Source organism: Lysinibacillus sp. JNUCC-52 (genome assembly GCF_015999545.1).
In the GTDB taxonomy this organism is placed as follows: domain Bacteria; phylum Bacillota; class Bacilli; order Bacillales_A; family Planococcaceae; genus Lysinibacillus.
Window position 1 is genome coordinate 128,283 of sequence record NZ_CP065546.1, and the last position, 17,839, is coordinate 146,121.

Annotated in this window: 21 protein-coding genes and 1 pseudogene; 15 read left to right on the forward strand and 7 right to left on the reverse strand. The window is 33.1% G+C overall.

What is annotated here, in order from left to right; genetic code table 11:
* The first annotated feature begins 61 nt into the window (after nucleotides 1-61).
* Nucleotides 62-1,075 carry a S66 family peptidase gene (locus JNUCC52_RS00710; RefSeq protein ID WP_337981025.1) on the forward strand — a complete coding sequence of 338 codons (1,014 nt, stop codon included), beginning with the start codon at nucleotides 62-64 and terminating at the stop codon, nucleotides 1,073-1,075.
* 442 nt (nucleotides 1,076-1,517) lie between these two features.
* Here the strand turns inward: JNUCC52_RS00710 and JNUCC52_RS00715 are convergent, their stop codons facing one another.
* The gene (locus tag JNUCC52_RS00715) at nucleotides 1,518-2,084 is read right to left on the reverse strand and encodes a GNAT family N-acetyltransferase (RefSeq protein WP_337981026.1); all 567 of its coding nucleotides are present in this window, start codon (nucleotides 2,082-2,084) and stop codon (nucleotides 1,518-1,520) included.
* 176 nt (nucleotides 2,085-2,260) lie between these two features.
* Here JNUCC52_RS00715 and JNUCC52_RS00720 point away from each other — a divergent pair, with 176 nt between their 5' ends.
* Together JNUCC52_RS00720 and JNUCC52_RS00725 are read left to right on the forward strand one after the other, a co-directional pair.
* A complete protein-coding gene (locus tag JNUCC52_RS00720; RefSeq protein WP_337981027.1) occupies nucleotides 2,261-2,545 on the forward strand; it encodes a hypothetical protein in 285 nt (94 codons plus the stop codon).
* 214 nt (nucleotides 2,546-2,759) lie between these two features.
* A complete protein-coding gene (locus JNUCC52_RS00725; RefSeq protein ID WP_172771800.1) occupies nucleotides 2,760-3,125 on the forward strand; it encodes a hypothetical protein in 366 nt (121 codons plus the stop codon).
* 205 nt (nucleotides 3,126-3,330) lie between these two features.
* Here JNUCC52_RS00725 and JNUCC52_RS00730 read toward each other — a convergent pair whose 3' ends face one another.
* Both JNUCC52_RS00730 and JNUCC52_RS00735 read right to left on the reverse strand, forming a co-directional pair.
* The gene (locus tag JNUCC52_RS00730) at nucleotides 3,331-3,504 is read right to left on the reverse strand and encodes a hypothetical protein (protein WP_337981028.1); all 174 of its coding nucleotides are present in this window, start codon (nucleotides 3,502-3,504) and stop codon (nucleotides 3,331-3,333) included.
* Between the two features lie 142 nt (nucleotides 3,505-3,646).
* Entirely contained in the window at nucleotides 3,647-3,835 is a 189-nt protein-coding gene (locus JNUCC52_RS00735) for a hypothetical protein (protein WP_172771798.1), read from the reverse strand.
* 381 nt (nucleotides 3,836-4,216) lie between these two features.
* On the opposite strand from JNUCC52_RS00735, the gene JNUCC52_RS00740 reads away from it, so the two are divergent.
* From JNUCC52_RS00740 to JNUCC52_RS00760, 5 genes and pseudogenes are all read left to right on the forward strand, one after another.
* Nucleotides 4,217-4,654: a VOC family protein gene (locus JNUCC52_RS00740; protein ID WP_337981029.1), complete on the forward strand. Its 438-nt coding sequence runs from the start codon at nucleotides 4,217-4,219 to the stop codon at nucleotides 4,652-4,654.
* 38 nt (nucleotides 4,655-4,692) lie between these two features.
* A pseudogene (locus JNUCC52_RS00745) lies at nucleotides 4,693-4,911 on the forward strand (GNAT family N-acetyltransferase); the annotation flags it as partial.
* Nucleotides 4,912-5,227: 316 nt separating this feature from the next.
* Nucleotides 5,228-5,446, forward strand: coding sequence for a lactate dehydrogenase (locus JNUCC52_RS00750; RefSeq protein ID WP_337981030.1), 219 nt, complete (start codon nucleotides 5,228-5,230; stop codon nucleotides 5,444-5,446).
* Between the two features lie 267 nt (nucleotides 5,447-5,713).
* Nucleotides 5,714-6,280, forward strand: coding sequence for a hemoblobin-interacting domain-containing protein (locus tag JNUCC52_RS00755; RefSeq protein WP_337981031.1), 567 nt, complete (start codon nucleotides 5,714-5,716; stop codon nucleotides 6,278-6,280).
* A 591-nt stretch (nucleotides 6,281-6,871) separates the two neighbouring features.
* Nucleotides 6,872-8,056, forward strand: coding sequence for a multidrug effflux MFS transporter (locus JNUCC52_RS00760; protein WP_337981032.1), 1,185 nt, complete (start codon nucleotides 6,872-6,874; stop codon nucleotides 8,054-8,056).
* Between the two features lie 242 nt (nucleotides 8,057-8,298).
* Here JNUCC52_RS00760 and JNUCC52_RS00765 read toward each other — a convergent pair whose 3' ends face one another.
* The gene (locus JNUCC52_RS00765; protein ID WP_337981033.1) at nucleotides 8,299-9,246 is read right to left on the reverse strand and encodes a bile acid:sodium symporter family protein; all 948 of its coding nucleotides are present in this window, start codon (nucleotides 9,244-9,246) and stop codon (nucleotides 8,299-8,301) included.
* A 310-nt stretch (nucleotides 9,247-9,556) separates the two neighbouring features.
* Here JNUCC52_RS00765 and JNUCC52_RS00770 point away from each other — a divergent pair, with 310 nt between their 5' ends.
* Nucleotides 9,557-9,781, forward strand: coding sequence for a hypothetical protein (locus tag JNUCC52_RS00770; protein ID WP_172771792.1), 225 nt, complete (start codon nucleotides 9,557-9,559; stop codon nucleotides 9,779-9,781).
* A gap of 104 nt (nucleotides 9,782-9,885) precedes the next feature.
* Here the strand turns inward: JNUCC52_RS00770 and JNUCC52_RS00775 are convergent, their stop codons facing one another.
* Nucleotides 9,886-10,215, reverse strand: coding sequence for a hypothetical protein (locus JNUCC52_RS00775; RefSeq protein WP_217270088.1), 330 nt, complete (start codon nucleotides 10,213-10,215; stop codon nucleotides 9,886-9,888).
* Between the two features lie 389 nt (nucleotides 10,216-10,604).
* On the reverse strand, nucleotides 10,605-11,042 hold the full coding sequence (locus tag JNUCC52_RS00780; protein ID WP_172771791.1) for a general stress protein: 438 nt from the start codon (nucleotides 11,040-11,042) through the stop codon (nucleotides 10,605-10,607).
* Nucleotides 11,043-11,230: 188 nt separating this feature from the next.
* Here JNUCC52_RS00780 and JNUCC52_RS00785 point away from each other — a divergent pair, with 188 nt between their 5' ends.
* A complete protein-coding gene (locus JNUCC52_RS00785) occupies nucleotides 11,231-11,524 on the forward strand; it encodes a transporter suffix domain-containing protein (RefSeq protein ID WP_172771790.1) in 294 nt (97 codons plus the stop codon).
* On the forward strand, nucleotides 11,517-11,948 hold the full coding sequence (locus tag JNUCC52_RS00790) for a MarR family winged helix-turn-helix transcriptional regulator (RefSeq protein WP_172771962.1): 432 nt from the start codon (nucleotides 11,517-11,519) through the stop codon (nucleotides 11,946-11,948). Before JNUCC52_RS00785 ends, JNUCC52_RS00790 begins: the two co-directional genes overlap by 8 nt.
* A gap of 48 nt (nucleotides 11,949-11,996) precedes the next feature.
* Here JNUCC52_RS00790 and JNUCC52_RS00795 read toward each other — a convergent pair whose 3' ends face one another.
* Nucleotides 11,997-12,227: a hypothetical protein gene (locus JNUCC52_RS00795; RefSeq protein WP_172771789.1), complete on the reverse strand. Its 231-nt coding sequence runs from the start codon at nucleotides 12,225-12,227 to the stop codon at nucleotides 11,997-11,999.
* A 111-nt stretch (nucleotides 12,228-12,338) separates the two neighbouring features.
* On the opposite strand from JNUCC52_RS00795, the gene JNUCC52_RS00800 reads away from it, so the two are divergent.
* From JNUCC52_RS00800 to JNUCC52_RS00815, 4 genes are all read left to right on the forward strand, one after another.
* The gene (locus JNUCC52_RS00800; RefSeq protein ID WP_172771961.1) at nucleotides 12,339-12,575 is read left to right on the forward strand and encodes a DUF3953 domain-containing protein; all 237 of its coding nucleotides are present in this window, start codon (nucleotides 12,339-12,341) and stop codon (nucleotides 12,573-12,575) included.
* Nucleotides 12,576-12,885: 310 nt separating this feature from the next.
* Nucleotides 12,886-13,308, forward strand: coding sequence for an ester cyclase (locus tag JNUCC52_RS00805; protein WP_337981034.1), 423 nt, complete (start codon nucleotides 12,886-12,888; stop codon nucleotides 13,306-13,308).
* Between the two features lie 234 nt (nucleotides 13,309-13,542).
* A complete protein-coding gene (locus JNUCC52_RS00810; protein WP_337981035.1) occupies nucleotides 13,543-14,949 on the forward strand; it encodes a YfcC family protein in 1,407 nt (468 codons plus the stop codon).
* Between the two features lie 813 nt (nucleotides 14,950-15,762).
* The gene (locus JNUCC52_RS00815; RefSeq protein WP_337981036.1) at nucleotides 15,763-17,463 is read left to right on the forward strand and encodes a hypothetical protein; all 1,701 of its coding nucleotides are present in this window, start codon (nucleotides 15,763-15,765) and stop codon (nucleotides 17,461-17,463) included.
* Nucleotides 17,464-17,839: the final 376 nt, after the last annotated feature.

The window sequence follows — 17,839 nt, forward strand, 5'->3', positions numbered from 1 at the left end:
CCATAAGATTAACTAGAGCTATAACATTCACTAAAGTGATTATAAAACGAGGGGGATACGTATGATTAAATATCCATTTTTAGAAGATGGGGCAACAATTGGTGTTACAGCACCGTCATCGGGAATACCAAGTGAACTGCATGACTTATTAAAAAGTGCTTGCACTCGGTTGGAAAAGGAAGGATATAAAGTTTTTTGTGGAGAAACAGCTTGGACTCAAGATAAAGCAAAGTCTGCTTCAGCTAAAAAGCGTGCTGAAGAGTTTAATTACATGATGACTAATGATGAAATCCAAATTATTATTCCACCATGGGGTGGTGAATTACTTATTGAAACACTTGAATTTATAAACTTTGAAACTATCCCGACTAAATGGGTATTAGGCTATTCAGATATTAGTCTTTTATTATTAGCTATAACGTTAAAAACAGGTATAGCTACGGCTCATGGAACGAATTTAATAGATTTAAGAGGAGAATATGTTGATGTCACGACAGCGATGTGGCAGTCGGTTTTATCATTAAAAAAAGGTGAATCAATCCTCCAACATTCTTCAGATCAATATCAAAAAGAGTGGGATTTTGACAAACCTAGTCCATATGTTTTTCATTTTACAGAAAAAACATACTGGAAAACTACGCAAGAGAAGGGTGCTAAAATACAGGGGCGTTTACTTGGAGGATGTATTGATACGATAAGGCATCTAATTGGAACAGAATTTGGTAATATCCACACCTTTAATAAGACGTTTATTAAAGGTGAATCTATAATTTGGTTTTTTGAGAACTGTGATTTATCTACTACCGATTTACGTAGGACACTTGTTCAAATGAGATTAGCTGGATGGTTTACAAATTGTTCAGGCATTATGTTCGGTAGAAATAATGCTGAAATCTCTGTTGAAAATTATACCGTCGAGGATGTCTATAGGGAGCTTTCGAAGGAACTTGAAATGCCGATTATATACGACATTGATTGTGGTCACTTACCGCCCCAAATTACACTAATAAACGGAGCATTTGCAGAAGTGCAAACGAATAATGGTAAAGGGACTATTTTACAACACTTTATTTAATCATGTGCTTATAAGGAGCCACTTGGAAAGAAACTATTTAAGGGTCACCCTGGGATAGTGGCGACCCTAAGAAACAAATCAGGAGGAAGTTAAACTATTTAGCTTAACACTATTATTTATATGCAGCATACCATTAGATTTTATAGTTAATTGCCTTTGAAAAATAAAAAAGTATAAAGAGGCTCTTAAATTTAGAGAAACTATTCTCGTAGGTATGATCTAAAAAAATCTTAGCACTGCAATATGTATGGAATAATGCAACATAAATTTTTATGTAAAAGACTTATAGTAGCGTTTATAAGGACTAGTGGGGATATGAGGTATTATTGAGTTGTGGTCGCGGAAACTACTTATAGTGACCTGTACGCCAATAGGTAATGTCCATTGGGGTGCAGGTCTAGTTAATAAGTATGTTTATGTGAAATAAATAACTTTTAATATTTTAATGGTGATTCACCTTCTGTAATTCCCACTCACTACGTAAAATGCCCATTTTAATTGCATCATAGTATTTTCCATCAACTATTCGTGCATCTCTTATTTTTGCCTCTAATTGCATCCCCAATTTTTCAGCTACTCGCATCATTCTTTCATTGCCAGACCAAGTAGACATACCTAGGCGATGAAGAGTAGTTTTTTCAAAAAGATAATCGATCCATAAGCTATAAGCCTCTGAACCGTAACCACCATTCCAGTATTCCGAATTATATGTAACAATCCCTGTTTCAAGCCAATTTGTATTTTTGTCAATCCAATAAGCACCAACTACTCCAATAAATTGGTCATTTACTGCCATGACTAATGTACTTGGAACACCTTCAAACAATTGTTCATCATTGGCCCATTCCTTTAAAAACTCATTTTTGGTCATTTGTTTTTCTGGAATATAAGGTCCATTCCATTTTTTAGCGGACTGTCCTTTATCTACATATTTCCAATAATAAATTGCTTCTAAATCCTCCATTGTAGCTGTTCGTAAAATAACTCTTCTACCTTTTTTATGAATCATTATCATTCTCCTTTTGTTACCTAAAAAATAACTAATTTTATAATATCATACACAGTTTTGTAAGTTAATAAAATAACATTGGTTATATGTAAATGTTGACTAATATTATATACTTGTCTGAATTTAGAGGAGTTCTGCTCTTCTTGTCGAATTAGTACATAAATGGAGGGATACTATTGTTAACCAAAATTAGAAAAGTTAAGTTTGAAAAAGAAAGAAAAAATCCTATTTATAATGTTGTTATGGAATGTCCAGATGGGAAGGAACTTTTTGTTAAGTTTGATTATACTTACGCTACAAAAAACTTTTGGCCATTAGAAGTAAATTATAATAAGAAAAATTACGGTGCTAAACTAGCATGGTATACAAGAGAAGTGGAAAATATGACGGTTGAATTATTCCTAGAAACCATTGCAAGCAAGATAAACAAAAAATATAACTTTGTGCTACAGCATTTGTAATTTGAAAAATTTCTTTTAGGTCCTTCACAGCTCGTTGTAAGGGCTTTTTTGTATAAAATGAACAAACCTGTTATGTAGAAGTACTTGTTACTGTGTGGGGACTCTTTCAGGACTTTTCAGGCATATAATAAGCAAAATTTAAGAGAAAAAGTTTGAAAAAAACATTCCATTTTTATAGTTTTCTTTTTATTATTAAAGTTGGAGGGGATATTAGATGTATAGTAATACAGCGAATATGTTTAAACAAACTACTAATCTTATAAATGCTTTGAATAAATTAAAGCAAAACTTATCTTTTGTAAAATCAAATGTAAATAACGATAAAACGCTGGCCATCTATTTTTTAAGTAATGCGTATAGTGACTTTAATTTATTTAAAACAATCTACTTATCTGTAACACCTGGTGATCATAAAATTGAGGCATTTTTAAAAGAGTTTGAAAAATTTTTTGTAGATGTAAACAAGTATTTAGTATTTATTACTGAAGATAGCATAGAAGATACACTTCATAAAGAAGTGGTCCTTTCAATAAATGAAGTAGAAAGATATTTGTTAAATCAGTTAGATATGTATAGATAAAAATTGGGGGACATTCCTTAGAGGAGTGTCTTTTTCTTTTTTCTACTACAACACGCTTTAAGTGATGAGATGGAATGTCAATCTACATCTTTCATAGCATGCAAGTATTTTCGGATAATCGAGGAGATGGTGGGCTGTGAAATCAATATTAGATAATGGGTTTACACATTAAAAAGAGCTGCCTTAGAAAGACAGCTAGTTAACATTATTTGACAGCTTTTAAAAAAGCTTTCCCTTTGCTGTATACAAAACGTTCCCACCTAGCTAATAACCCGTCTCCATTTACGCCATTTTCTAATTCTAAAGCGTGTTTCTTATGGAAATCTTTGATTAGCATATTATGTTCTTTTTGCCATTGATGTAAAGGATTATGTTTCATTCTTTCCCTCCTTTTAGTTTGTTAATTATATGGTTAGAAAGGGTCAATTGAAAGCAATATATCTACTTACTTTAAAAATAAATCTGGTAGTTACAAGTGAAGCATATTTAATAACTTGATTAGTATCATTAAAAAAGAAACATTAAGTTTGTTTCTTCTTAGACAACATGACAACACTCGATAAAATTGTGATAAAACCGCCAATCAAGAAAATATAAGCTACTAATATGGACATTTCTTCTAAGTTGTTTGTAAAGATTCTATAGGCTCCTAAAGTAAATAATGCTAAACTACTTACTAAACTAAGAATCGTTCTATTCTTATTAGTCAATACAACGCACCTCCAAATAATGGGATTGATAATAAGCGATAATAACACTTTAGCTAATTAGAAAATCTCATACAATAGGTTTTCTTTCTAACAAATCCAAGTTCCATTATTAACATAATGCCAAATGGAGGTAAAAAAGGAAAATACCCCGTAGAAAGCGAAATTGATGTACTTACCGAATTTAGTCCACTCAAGCACTTTAATATGTAATTTATGTAAATAATAACATAATAAAAACTTCAAAAACATCTAAAAAATTTTTTATGGTGATACTTTTTTTATTTGTTATGGTTAGTATATTATAGATTTACTATTTATCGCTTTGACAATACTGGAAATTGTATACATTACGTTGAAAAAACAACTGAGGAGGAATGAAAGTTGAAAATCAGAAGGATAGATCATGTGGCTATTGTCGTAAACGATCTTTCTGCCGCTAAAGTGTTTTTCCACGATTTTGGACTTGAAGTAAAAGGGGAATGGGAAGCGGAAGGAGATTTGATGGGATATGCAGTTGGACTTAAAGACGCTAAAGTTGGGTGTGTAGGATTGGGAACTCCAGACGGTCCAACATGGATAGAACTCATCAAATTTTATTCACCATTAGATGAAAAAGATCTTCATCAAACTTTTGCAAATACACTCGGTATCCGACACCTTGCATTTACAGTTGAAAATATGGAAGCTATTGTTGCCAAACTAAAAGGGAAAGGTACGGAAATTTTTAGTGAAATACAGCAATATGAAGATCGCTATAAATTATGCTACGTTCGAGGTCCAGAGGGAATTATTTTAGAGTTGGCTGAGGAAATCCTATAAGTAATGAATGGAAAACTCGAAAATAACATCGCTGCCAACGTTGTAATGGCATAGGTACTGCACTCTTAAAAAGAGCTAAAGGGTGGGCTTTAGAAAAGGAAATGAAAGGTTTTATGCTTGAAACACAAGATGTTAATTTGCTTGCTTGTCATTTTTATTCTAAAAATGGATTCACCATAGGTTCAGTCGACAATATGCTTTATGCAAACTCAAAATATGCGAATGAAAAGGCTGTGTTTTGGTATTTAAAGTTTTAAGCCTTACTTACAACGCCATGAATAGCTGTTTTATGGCTGACATCACTTTATGAATATTGAAAATTTTAAAGGCATGCCAGTAAAGCATGTCCTTTTTTCGCTTTTATAATTTCTTTACTGTACAGGCTGATTATAAAATTCTATATTGTGGCGCTGACTAGTAAAGAAGCTTCGTCATAATATAGTGGTTAGTGCTAGCCTGACAGGTAGTAATAGATGGACGTATTACTGTTATTTTTATTGTATTGCAATATTTTTCGATAGATAGTGGCATGATATGATTTAGAGGTTAACAAATGTGTAAGGAGGAAAATGATTGGACACTTTATTAACGGAAATTCGAGAAGGAATGGACTATCTTAATTTGCAGGGCAAGCATATTAATAAAATTAAAATGAACGCTGATATTTTTGATAATATGACTAAACTTACCAATATCGAACATGCGAATAATGCCGCTACTTTATTTGGAATTACAATTGAGTCAGATGAAAATATTGAAAAATATGCATTTATTTTAGAAGACGTCAATTAATGAGTAGTGGCTTATTTAAAAAAGTCTGGAACAGCCCTTACATTTGCAGAACGACCAGTTGGATGCTTGGATGAAAGAAAGTGTAACAAGCTAAATAAATATGTACAAAAATTTAATTATAGTGACAATAACCTATGACTAAAGTTATAGTTTTTTTGGGGAAATAAGAAAAATTATTACTGACGGATCGCCGTATGTGATGAAAGTCGCCTGTACGGTGAAGGCTCGTTATAAAACCTAAATATAGAGGTATAAGACGAGAATAGCTTGTTAGAAGCACCAATTTTAATACCTGATACTACAAATAACTACTTGGACAATATACTCGAAATTAGCTTCTCTTCTAATACTTCTTGGGAATCTAAAATAAATTCCATTTTAATCAGTACAGACGGTGGAGTTACATTTAATCCTCTAAATTTTGACTTATCATGGGTGAGTCCAGGAAAGGTCACACTTCCTAAAGGATTGCCTTCAGGCTCGTTAATTTTCAAGTTTCAAGCTATTGGTTATAAAGATGCAGTTGTAAATCAAAATGTACTTGAACCATTAGCGGAAGTAAGAATAAAAACAAAAGACACAAATATTGTACAACTGGACAACACAATTGGATTTATAACAGTTAAATCGACAGCAACAGTAGGTGAAATTAAAGCAGCAATTGAATCCTACAATGGTTCAGCTCAAAGCTATGTATTTAGAAAAAATATCGGTGATGATAATTTCGACTATACAGAATCAGATACGATTTCAAATATCTATGTATCATGGCTGGATATTACGTCTGAAGATGGGTCGACAAAAGGGCAATATATAATAAATTTTATTGAATAAAAAATGAGAACGTCCATTATGGCGTTCTTTTCTTTTTGTTCAACTACATATTGAGTTAGTAAAGACTGAAATCCTCATTTCATAGAGGAATCATGGCAATGAGGCTAGGCTAAAGACAATGAGATAGAGTTTTATCAAAAAGCAGAAGGGAATGAGCTTAATGCACCCCCATTCAGTTAAAAAGGATGGCATTAGCATTTAGTAAAAGTTGGCTAGTAGGAGGGAATGGTGCTCATATTAAAGCCTATGGATATGATGACAGCATTTAAGCTAACAGGTCATCGATTTTTTGCTTTTAGGATTCACTTCATTAACAAAGTAAATCCTTTATTTTTACAGAAAATGCGAAGATCTAGCTTTTTACTCCAATACATCTATTTTGACGCACTACGTGCAGAAAATGATTTAGTTTTTAACTTATAAAAAACCTGTCGTCAATTTAACCGTGGGGATGGTATAATTTTACGTATATTTAATTTGGAAGGAAGTGAATTCATGAGTGATTTAGAACAAATTAAACTCGTGAAGCCACCATTTCCCAAGCTACGATGTTTTTCTTTCAAACCTATAATTATTTAGGAGAGGATTATTTTGAGGAAAAACATCGGAAACAAAACACCTAGCTTATTATTATTAATTGTATTAGTAGGTTTTCCACAAATTAGTGAAACTATTTTTAGCCCATCATTACCTTCTATCGCAGAAGCATTGAACACTTCTATGAGTGAAGCACAGCTTACTATGAGCGTATACTTTATCGCTTTTGCCTTCGGAGTATTTTTCTTTGGACGACTTTCTGATAAAATCGGACGTCGTAAGGCAATGCTTTATGGGTTATTTTTATATTTTGTTGGTAATGTACTTTGTTTAGTAGCAAATGAAATGGCAGTTTTATTAGTCGCACGCTTTATTCAAGCGTTTGGTGCAAGTGTTGGCTCTGTCGTGACACAAACGATTTTACGGGAAAGCTTTACTGGTGTTGTGCGTCATAAATTGTTTGCTCAAATTTCAGCAGCCCTTGCATTTACACCTGCACTTGGTCCCTTAATCGGAGGTTTTACTGATTATTATTTTGGCTTTAAAGCTGTATTTTTAGTGTTAGTCGCTATGAGCATTATTGTATTTTGCTATGCGTCTTTACGCTTACCAGAAACAGCGCTTGCAACATATGAGATGAAGCCAATATTACCAATAGTAAAACGCATGCTTACAAATCCGCGTCTATGGCGTTACGGCGTATTAATTGGCGGTATTAATGGTGTTTTATTTAGCTACTATACCGAAGCACCTTTTATTTTTACGCAATACTTTACACTAACAAGTGCGGTCTATGGTTATTTAGGCATTATCGTTGCACTCGCTTCTATTGCAGGGGCGATGCTATCTAAACGACTCGTTAGTCACACAAAACCTGAGAAAATTATCGTCCGTGGTTTAGTTATAATGTTCATCGGTACATTATGCGCTACAGCAGTCCATTTTTTACCTACTGTATTACAGATGCCCACGATGATTATGAGTGTGTTCATTATTCTATTTGGTACAGGTACCGCTTTACCAAACTGTTTAAGCTTAGCGCTCATCGATTTTCAAGACGTTATCGGTACTGCTAGTGCATTATTTAGCTTAGGCTATTATTTACTCGTCAGCGCGACAATCTTTGGCATGAGCCTTTTCCATAATGGAACAGTCCTTGCAATGCCTTTATATTTTTTAGCGTTAGGAATTGTAATGCTTTTAATAAGCTTACCGTTACTTCATAAACAAGTTTCGTAAATTTCATAAAAGTATCCTCTTTTGAGGATGCTTTTTCTTTTGCATGAGTATGGAAAAGAATTATATCCGATCATAGAGGCTTTATAAGTGCTGAAAGGTTGAGCATACAAAAGTATCGGATATTATGGTGAGTACCATCGTTATTGAAAGAAAGTGGCAGTAACTAAAACAAAAGAACACCAGTACAAAACACTGGTATTCATTTTATGTTGTAAGTAGTAGGTAACAAATTATTATTTAAGTTAATTATTAGAAGAAGTGACTGTACGTTTTGTAACAATTTTGCTAAATAAGGACGCTAAAACTTGTTGAAACAGCATTCCGAATACAACGGGCATTGCTACTTTACTTGGGAAATATGTTGTTGCAACAATGACACCAATTGCAATATTTCTCATTCCGCCTGTAAATACTAAGGTCGTCATTTGTGGATAGTCTTTAATAATATATCGACCAATTATTAAAGCAAAAACATAGCCCGAGACAGCAATTACCAAGACTAAAAGTAAAACTGAAATTAGATGTAAGTTGAAATTTGTTAAATATGGAGAAATGGCGCTACTATTAATCATTATCACTGCAAATAAAGACAGTGTTGAAAAAGGAGCAAGTTTTTTCCCAAATTTCTTTGGTATTTCTCCTTTGGAAAGTTCGTTCACTAATATACCTAGAATAGTGGGCAACACAATCATCAAAATTAAATTAAGTATAAGGGAAGTAACATCTAATTGAATTTTTTCACCTGAAACTATATAGAGCATGAACGGCATGATAAACGGAGAAAGTAGGGTATCAATTAAAATAATAGATAAGCCTAACGGCAAGTTTCCCTTACAGATATTTATCCAAATAACACTTGTTACGCCTGTAGGGACTGCAACCGATAATACAAAGCCGACAGTTAATAAATGATCATCGAAAATGATTGTCGATAAAAAATAAGCCCATAAAGGCATCAATAAGTGAAGAAAGATAATGGAGAATAAGATGAGAGCTGGATGTTTTGTGAAAATTTTTACATCTTTAAATTTCATGTTTAAACTTCCAACGAATGTCATAAAAGCAAATAGCCAAGATACGAGGAATAATAGACTGTGACCAACGCTTTCTAATAAAACACCTACAACTAAACTTAATGGTGTTAAAATAGCAATGTATTTTTGGAGAAATCCATTTAGTTTCTCTAACATAAATAAGACCTTCTTTTTGAAATATTATTTAAATAACTTTAACATATGTTTTTAGTAAAAAGTAAAATAATTAAAACGCTACAAATTGATTTTATCTTTTCTAAATTAATGAAAATTACTATAATGTACTTTCAAGCTAAAATGGCTTGGTGAAATATAAAGTCAACCATCGTGTGCAACGAGATTTGGAGAAAACAAGTTAACATAAGTTTTGATTAAGATATTTTTGTGCAATACTTTAATATATGTTAAAATAAACCATATCAATATGTTAAAAGACACAGAAATCATTTAAGAGGAGGGTGAGTGTATGAGTGCAAAGAAGAAAAATGGAAAATTACAAATATTAGCGATAATTTTAATAATATTACTATTTGTTGTGGCATTTGTTTCTTTTTTCTTAGGTCATTTCATGGTAGGTTCAGTTTTATTTGTGATCTTCATCGTTATTTTGAATGCTATTAGTAGTTGGACGAGAGTCAAAAATACAGAGTACATTCATTTTAAAAATCATAAAAACAATGAGAAGTGGTGATTTCCCCCACATTAGCATATTGGCCATTCACTTGAGTGGCTTTTTATATTTGTTTTTCTCTTCTTATAGGAAATTTAATGGAGAAGGGTAGAAAGCAAAAGGTATTATTCCTCTTGCTTCGTTTCTAAAAATAAAGAGAAACTAAATGCAATTAACATTACTATTGAAAAAACAATTGAAGGAGTGGATTTATATATTAATGAAGCAGTCAATAATACTAGAGCAAAAATGATGGTGACTATGCGCAATAGCATATCTGTTTTTTTACTGGGGTTAAAAAAATCTTGAAGTATTCCTAGTAATGCTATTAACCCTGCAAATAGAAGATACAAAGAAAGAAGTAATGGTTCTAAATAGTCTGGACTGAAACTAATTAATCTTACAGTAAAAATGATTAAAAATATGTATTTAAGATATTTATATATGCCTGACAAAATATCACCTCTTTTAAATGATAGTACATCAAAATAATATAAGTACAGAGGGGTATAGAAGTAAATTTGCCAAATCATTAATTAGTAGTTTTATTATATTAAAATTAGGAGCACCTACATGATAACAAACATGGCGCCAAAACTTAAGTAAAATCTGTCTCTGAACAAATGGAGATGGCATGCACTGGACTTCCTACATGGGGTGCTATTTGAGGAACATCTTATGTCGCCAAATGAAAAGCGACAAATAAAAAAAGTCCTATGTTTGTACAAAATCCATACAAACATAGAAACTCACTTTTTTTTTATAGTTATAGTAAGTGATTTAGCGAATTTTAGCTTAAATCACAGCATGTTAATTGCGAAAGTAGAGACTTTTCAATTCTTCCTCACGCGTTGTGATGAAGTAAAACTAGGATTTTACCATCTTCAGCGTCATTCGAATAGCGTTCCGCTTCATCATCTGGGACTCCAATTTCCATAAGTGCATGCTTTAAGCCACCAGCTCCAGAGTTTGCCCCTACGACTGCTCCTCCAATTGTTGTAATGATAGGGCCTGCAGCCAATACAGCACCAAATCCTGGAATTAATATACTGGACAATCCTACTATCACGCCTGCTATGCCAATGGCAGCTCCAGTCGCAGCTCCAGCAATGGCCCCATCCATAGTGGAGGGTTTAACTTCCTGTGTGTTTACTGATAGTTCTTTTGCTTTTTTAGCAATAACTGAAATTTCCTCAGTTGTATAGCCGCTCTCTTTTAAATCTTTAACTACTTCAGCTGCTTTTTGTTCATTATCGAATACGCCAATAACTTGATTCTTCATTTCAAATTACCTCCTGTTTGTTTCTTCAACTATGTATTCTTTACCCGTGTTTTTGTATTTCTAGACACAATTCACTTTTAGATTGTTGATGAGACGTTTTTATAAGAGTGATTGTATTTTAAATTCTTGTAATCAAAAATCATTTGGTATATAATTTAGTTAACTTAACTAAATTAGGGGGATTGAAATTGGAAAGAGAGATTATTACAGATGAAGCTAAGAAAAAAAAACCATTTCTATTTAAACTTGGAATAGGGCTTCTAATCCTTTATCCTATCTTATGGGGAGCGGCTGCAATCGTACCATTTACGCCATTTCCGACTCATATAAAGGCAACTTTTATAACATTATTTATAGTTTTGGGAGAAATACTATGTTTGTTAGGTATTGCGCTTGTTGGGAAAGAAGTGGTGACTAAATATAAAAGTAAGTTAAATCCTAAAAATTGGAGAAGAAGAGGTGATCAACAAAATGATGAATAATGAAAACTTACCTGAGGAAATAAATAAAACTTTAGAAGAGCTTTGGCTGTTACTTGAAACAAAAGAACGAGCCTATACAAATTTCCAATTAAATAATCAACAATATTCGTTATTAACATTAATTATTCGCCATCCTTTATCCACTCCTACAGAGTTAGCAGAAAAAATGAATATTACCAAAAGCGCTATTAGCCAACAGTTAGTAAAACTTGAAGCGGAAGGTTATATTTATAGAAAGCAACACGTAGATGATAAGCGTGCATTTTCTGTTGAATTAGCCGAAAAAGGACTGCTTTATAAAAAAGAAATGGATAGATTTATGCAGCAGGTTTCCGAAAAATATTATGCGATTTTATCACCCCAAGAGTTAACAAGCTTTTTATCCGCACTTCAAAAACTAACTAAAGTAATAGAAGGGTTATAGCGCTGAATTTAGTTTCTTATATTGTTTATGAGCATTCAAAAAACTATTCTACCATTTTAAATCTGGATATATTTCAGAGATCTTCATACCTTCTATTGTTCCATTTTCAAGGAGTTCTTCATATCCATTAAATTCTTGAGAAAATTGATCTTTAACTATTGTTAAATAGGATTTCCCACGACTATGACTTATCCAAAGTTCTTCACCTTTATAATAAAAATTTAGTTCATCATTCATCTCGAGATGGCTTTTGAACTCTAAATATTCTTTTTCTGTCATATAATATCCTCCTTTATACAGGGCCTCTTTTGCTTAACTAATATAAGAGACAAATGTATGGAACATATTACTTTTTGTATTGTATAATCAAAATACAATATTTAAAAGGTGATGGTTATTTTGCTAACGATATTACAAATTCTTTTTTCAATCATAGTAATATCACTCTCGACTTACTCAATTATCACGAGTGATTACCAGTTGAGTTTCCTAGTGATATTCTTCTTAGGATTATTGATATGTATTGTTGGAATAAAAGAATTTCAAAGAGAGAGAAAAGTTTCTGGTTGGTTCCATATAGGGGTATTTTTATTTTCAGTATATGTTTCAATTAAAATCTTTTTTTGATTCAGGATAAATGGCTTACCGTTTTTTATAAAACTCATACTTGAAGTAAGATAACCTACTCGTTATTTTATCACAATATACTAATAGAAGTAATGCAAGGCCTTAATCTAGTGCAGGGATGGGGGCTTTTCTTATGCTTTAGAAACTATATCAAACATCCAAAACACTTTGTGATAGGAAGGTTGAGTTTAGTGTTGTTTTGAGCGTGTGAATTATAGAAGAAGATTCCATTCTTTTGACTCATACATTAAGATTAAGTATGTAGAGATTGTAAAATCCTTGCTATCATATTTAACAACGGAGGACTAAAATGACACCAGAACAAATTGTTAAGAAATTTTTTGAAGAAGTACGTTCAGGGAAAAATCCTGATTATGCAACTGAATTAATGGCAGACAAAGTAATGGCACACCAAGTTATTTCTGAAGAAGAAATAACGGTTATAAGAACGCCGAAAGATTATTCAGATCATGTAAAAGAAATGGTAGATGCGTATGGCAATTTTTCGTTAGAAATCCAAGAATTTATGGTACAAGATAAAAAAGTATATGTACGATGGAAACAAGTTGGTACCCATGTTGGAGAGGTTGATGGATATCAGCCTACAAGTCTTCCAGTTATAGAAATAGCAAGCGCAGTTTATCGAATAGAAGATGAAAAAATAGCAGAATATTGGATACAAATCGATCGAGCTGGTATTGAAATACAACTAAATCGCAATAAAAGTAATTAACATCCTTCGGGGTGTTTTTATTTTGCTTTGAAACGGGAGTTTTGGGAAATCCATAACTGAATTGTTGGAAGTGGTGTTTATATAAATTTTATAAGGCAACAATCAAATTATTTTTGAAATGGGGGAAAATTAAGACTTTACAAAGAATTCTAACTCCTGTATATTTATTTTCTATTAACGACATATATCGACAATGTTGTTAAATGTTTAAATCTTTGAAAGGTGTGTTATTTAATGGAAAATGAACAGAGAGAAAAGAAGAGGAGTTGGCTCAAAGTACCTCATACATATACTATTATTTTTGCTATTATTTTTTTAGCAGGTATTTTAAGTTATATTATTCCAGCAGGTGAGTTTGATCGTGAAGAAGATGATGAAGGGCGTATGCTCGTTGTAGATGGAAGCTATCATCATATTGAGAGTGATCCAGTTTCATTTTTCGAAATGTTTACAGCGATTCCAATGGGGCTTGAAAAAGGAGCTCAAATTATATTTTACATTTTCTTAGTTAGTGGTGTATTTGGCATTATTCATAAAACAGGTGCGATTGAAGCTGGTGTCTATAAAGGAGTAAAAGCTTTAGAAGGCAGAGAAAAATTACTTATTCCTTTATCGATGATTTTATTCTCTGTTGGTGGTTTTACAATGGGGATGGCGGAAGAAACAATTATTTTCGTACCCATTGGTGTGGCCATTGCACGCGCGATGGGCTTTGATGCTGTAACAGGAACTGCCATGATCACACTTGGTGCTGCTAGTGGATTTTTCGGAGGCATGCTTAATCCCTTTACAGTAGGTGTTGCGCAATCATTAGCAGATGTACCATTATTCTCAGGGATCGGCTTCCGTGCAGTAGTCTATGTTTTTGTATTAGGCTTTGCTATTTTCTATGTATCTCGCTATGCTTTTAAGGTGAAAAAGAACCCGCAGGCAAGCGTTATTTATGATATTGAGCAAAAAGCTAAATCTAATGTATCAGTGATTGACATTCCTACATTAACTGGAAAGCATAAATTTGTATTTATTGTCATGGCTTGTGGAATTGGCTTTAATATTTATGGTGTCTTTAATTGGGGTTGGTTCTTAACACAGCTAACTGCATCCTTCTTAATAATGGGATTAGTTGCAGGATTAATAGGCGGTTTAAAACCTGCTTCTATATTTGATTCCTTTATTGAAGGAGCGAAAGCTGTAACATTTGGTGCTTTAATTGTAGGTTTTGCCCGTGCCATTACAGTTGTTTTAGAACAAGGGAAGATTATTGATACAATTGTGTATGCAGCATCTGAAACAATTGGACATTTACCACATGCTATTAGTGCAATCGGCATGTTAATTATCCAAGCACTTTTAAATTTATTTATTTCATCAGGCAGTGGACAGGCTGCAGCAACAATGCCGATTATGATTCCGATTACTGATTTATTAGGATTAGAACGACAAGTGGCTGTTTTAGCATTCCAATATGGGGATTCCCTCACAAACTCTATTATCCCAACTTCATCAGCATTAATGGCTTATTTAGCTGTTGCAGGTATCCCATATGAAAAGTGGATTAAATTTATTTGGAAGATGATACTTGGTTGGGTAGTCATTGCTTGTATCGCGTTAATTGCAGCGGTTGCCTTAGGTATCAGTTAAAACATAAAGTAATCAAGTTAGACATAATATAAGCAACTTCTAAGATCTGAGTCCGATATTGTATTGGGCTTAGGTTTTTTAATTTAGCTTGTATATGATGGTGATTATTAAAGGGAAGGCAACTATTTTCAGTATTTAACGGTATTTCTTCGGAAGCTGTTGACGCTAATGGAAGTTGGACACAACTAGGTTATGAGGAGTCTTTAATTGAGGGTAAAACTGTATATAAAATCGCGGTTGGAGGAAACTACTCCCATAGTGGTATTATTTCTTCACATATCATAGAGATGGAATTTCATTGTGATATATACGGAGGAATTAGTTAGAAACCCTAAGCTGCTACAATGGTAGACACATGAATTTGAGTCATACTAATATACAATTAATCCGTAAAAATATTATAAGTTCGATTGGAAAGGCACTCGTGAAAAATAGCGAGTGCCTTTACTTAACATTTTTTATAATTTTTTATTTCACTTTGCATTTGATGAAAATTGCTTTTAATTTCTTTCCTAAGGTAATTAATGACCATGTAATTATAAGAAGATACACTGTTAGAAGAATTCCAATAGTAAATATACATTTATCTTTAAACTTATCTCTTTTTTCGTCATTAATAACTCTTTGCAATCTTTTTTTATAACATAAAGCATTTTTTCCAAACTTGCCATACTTTCAAAATTAGTCAAATTAAAACAACAATGTAAACTTGGAGGTAGGTACGGTGCACGACATACATGGCCTGCCTAGTTACTTAGAAAGATTAGGTTCTTAATAAGTAACGTTAAAAATATAAAATTGGAGTGATTTGATTTGACAAAATTTACACCCTTGCAAGAAGCTCAAGCCTTTGCAGAAGCGTTTCTACTACCTATTGAGCAGTTATCTATAAAACATCCTTATAAGAAGGATAAAGGTCGATATCCTCGAGTCAGAAAATTTATCCAAAACTATTTATTAAATGGTTCAAGTGAAACATTCAATTCTTCTCCAATTCAACAAGGTGTTGGACAACTAATGATGTTCTGTGCTCAGTTCGCACAACAAAAGGCTCAAGCTGGAGAACATGATGCAGTTTACAAAGAAATTGTTAATACTGTTATTCCAAAACTTATCGATAAAGCGTTTAATTTTCCGACGAATCCAATTGATCAACTAGCAGGTTTAATTTATCTTGGGGCAGCAATGCTTAAGAAATTAGATGATTCTCAGAGCGATGTTTCATTTTCTAATGTAGATACATTGTTAGAGCAATACCGAGAGCATTTTGCTAATGAAGTATTAAGTTCCAGAGAATACAATATTTTAAAGTATTATCGTACTCCGTCAGCTTGGACATACGATGATTCAGAAAAATCATATCGTTTTGCTACTGGGCCATATGAGGGGCAAATCGGATATTGGATTACTACAGCGGATTTATCAACTGATCCTCAGAAAGATTACTTAAATAACCCAACTGTTCTTGATGATTCGGGAAAGGTTACGTTCGCAGGTATTCAACCAGGTACAAGCGGTAAAGATTATATTAATCATCATGCAAATTTTAAAACTAAAAACGAACGATTTATTCTTAATTCTTCACTAAATGCTGTTGCTTGTTGGATGGCAGCGCATGTATATGATGTAAAGGTTAATGAGACTGGCGCTTCATTAGATCCTGCACATAACCTGAAAAATGCAATCCGAGATGTTCTTAGTTATACTCAATGGGGTTCCAATACTTCAGTGGCTAATGCTTCTAAAGGTTGTTTCCAGCAAGAGCCCTATAACAATTCATTATCTGCAAAAAGAGTTCTTCCTGTTCACGGGTTTTCTGATGTCAACCTGACAAATAATATGCTACGTGCTCGGTTCGATTCTCCTGCATATAATGCTTTTGCAATAACATTCTTGCAAATTTATGCAAGTTTAATAGAAAACCCAACAGCCTCATCATGGCACAGTCTTATTCCGAATATAGAATCGGATTCTGGAGTTATGGTTACTCAGTTAATTAATACCTACAAGGAGATTTTTGATAACTATTCAACTATAAAAAATAACTTAGTTAGTAATTCGTTTAGCCAAGCGAAATATTGGGGAATGTACATTCCTGAAAATGCCATGTTAGGTTCATCAGAGTTGATTAAAAATCCGTGGCAAATGCCTAATAAAGGCGAGGGAATCAATCAAGCTATGGTTGGATTATTTAATGTTTATCCTGGAATTACAGGACAAGGAATAGCAAGTATGGAAAACAAAGTATCTATAGCGATTAAACATCAACTTGATGTTGGTCAAGCATTACACGGCCAAAGTAAGTTTCCATCGCACGGTCGTTCAGGCCTTTGGGATTTGGCTCGCTTAGATATATTAGCCGATACTACAAATACAAGTGGAACTGTTGATGTTGCTACAGACCTTACTACCACCGATAAAGAATCTCCGAACTGTGCTGGAGCTCGTCGAGCATTCTACGCTTTAGCTATGTCATTAGCAGTTGATGGTTCTAGTGGTTTTACATTAGATTAATAGGAACTTAGGCTCCTTCTTCCAAACTTCTACGACCTAAAGAGCGAGCTTTCGACAATTATCACAATAACTAAATAGACGAATGCAAACCCCTTGAGTGGATTCGAGGGGTTTTTATTTTGTTTTGAGAGTGGAATTTCTTATCACGGCTTTTATTTTTCGCTGCTATCTTATTATTACCTGTACAATTCTATAACAACAGCGAAAAAGACTCTGCTGCAATTTTACAACGAGAATGCTAAGGGCAATAGAGCTTGATTGACAGGTTAGTATAAAATATATTTAGGGAATATTTTACATATAATATATGCAAAATGTTAAAATAAAAGTGAATAGTTTGTCTAGGGGGAGAAAGCCTTGTTTTGGGTCGCTATCA

Coding starts and splice junctions, on each gene's coding strand:
- JNUCC52_RS00805 (WP_337981034.1), top strand. CDS start 12,886: ATGACACCAGAACAAATTGTTAAGAAATTTTTTGAAGAAGTACGTTCA.
- JNUCC52_RS00730 (WP_337981028.1), bottom strand. CDS start 3,504: ATGAAACATAATCCTTTACATCAATGGCAAAAAGAACATAATATGCTA.
- JNUCC52_RS00725 (WP_172771800.1), top strand. CDS start 2,760: ATGTATAGTAATACAGCGAATATGTTTAAACAAACTACTAATCTTATA.
- JNUCC52_RS00800 (WP_172771961.1), top strand. CDS start 12,339: ATGGTTATTTTGCTAACGATATTACAAATTCTTTTTTCAATCATAGTA.
- JNUCC52_RS00790 (WP_172771962.1), top strand. CDS start 11,517: ATGAATAATGAAAACTTACCTGAGGAAATAAATAAAACTTTAGAAGAG.
- JNUCC52_RS00780 (WP_172771791.1), bottom strand. CDS start 11,042: ATGAAGAATCAAGTTATTGGCGTATTCGATAATGAACAAAAAGCAGCT.
- JNUCC52_RS00765 (WP_337981033.1), bottom strand. CDS start 9,246: ATGTTAGAGAAACTAAATGGATTTCTCCAAAAATACATTGCTATTTTA.
- JNUCC52_RS00710 (WP_337981025.1), top strand. CDS start 62: ATGATTAAATATCCATTTTTAGAAGATGGGGCAACAATTGGTGTTACA.
- JNUCC52_RS00795 (WP_172771789.1), bottom strand. CDS start 12,227: ATGACAGAAAAAGAATATTTAGAGTTCAAAAGCCATCTCGAGATGAAT.
- JNUCC52_RS00810 (WP_337981035.1), top strand. CDS start 13,543: ATGGAAAATGAACAGAGAGAAAAGAAGAGGAGTTGGCTCAAAGTACCT.
- JNUCC52_RS00715 (WP_337981026.1), bottom strand. CDS start 2,084: ATGATTCATAAAAAAGGTAGAAGAGTTATTTTACGAACAGCTACAATG.
- JNUCC52_RS00770 (WP_172771792.1), top strand. CDS start 9,557: ATGAGTGCAAAGAAGAAAAATGGAAAATTACAAATATTAGCGATAATT.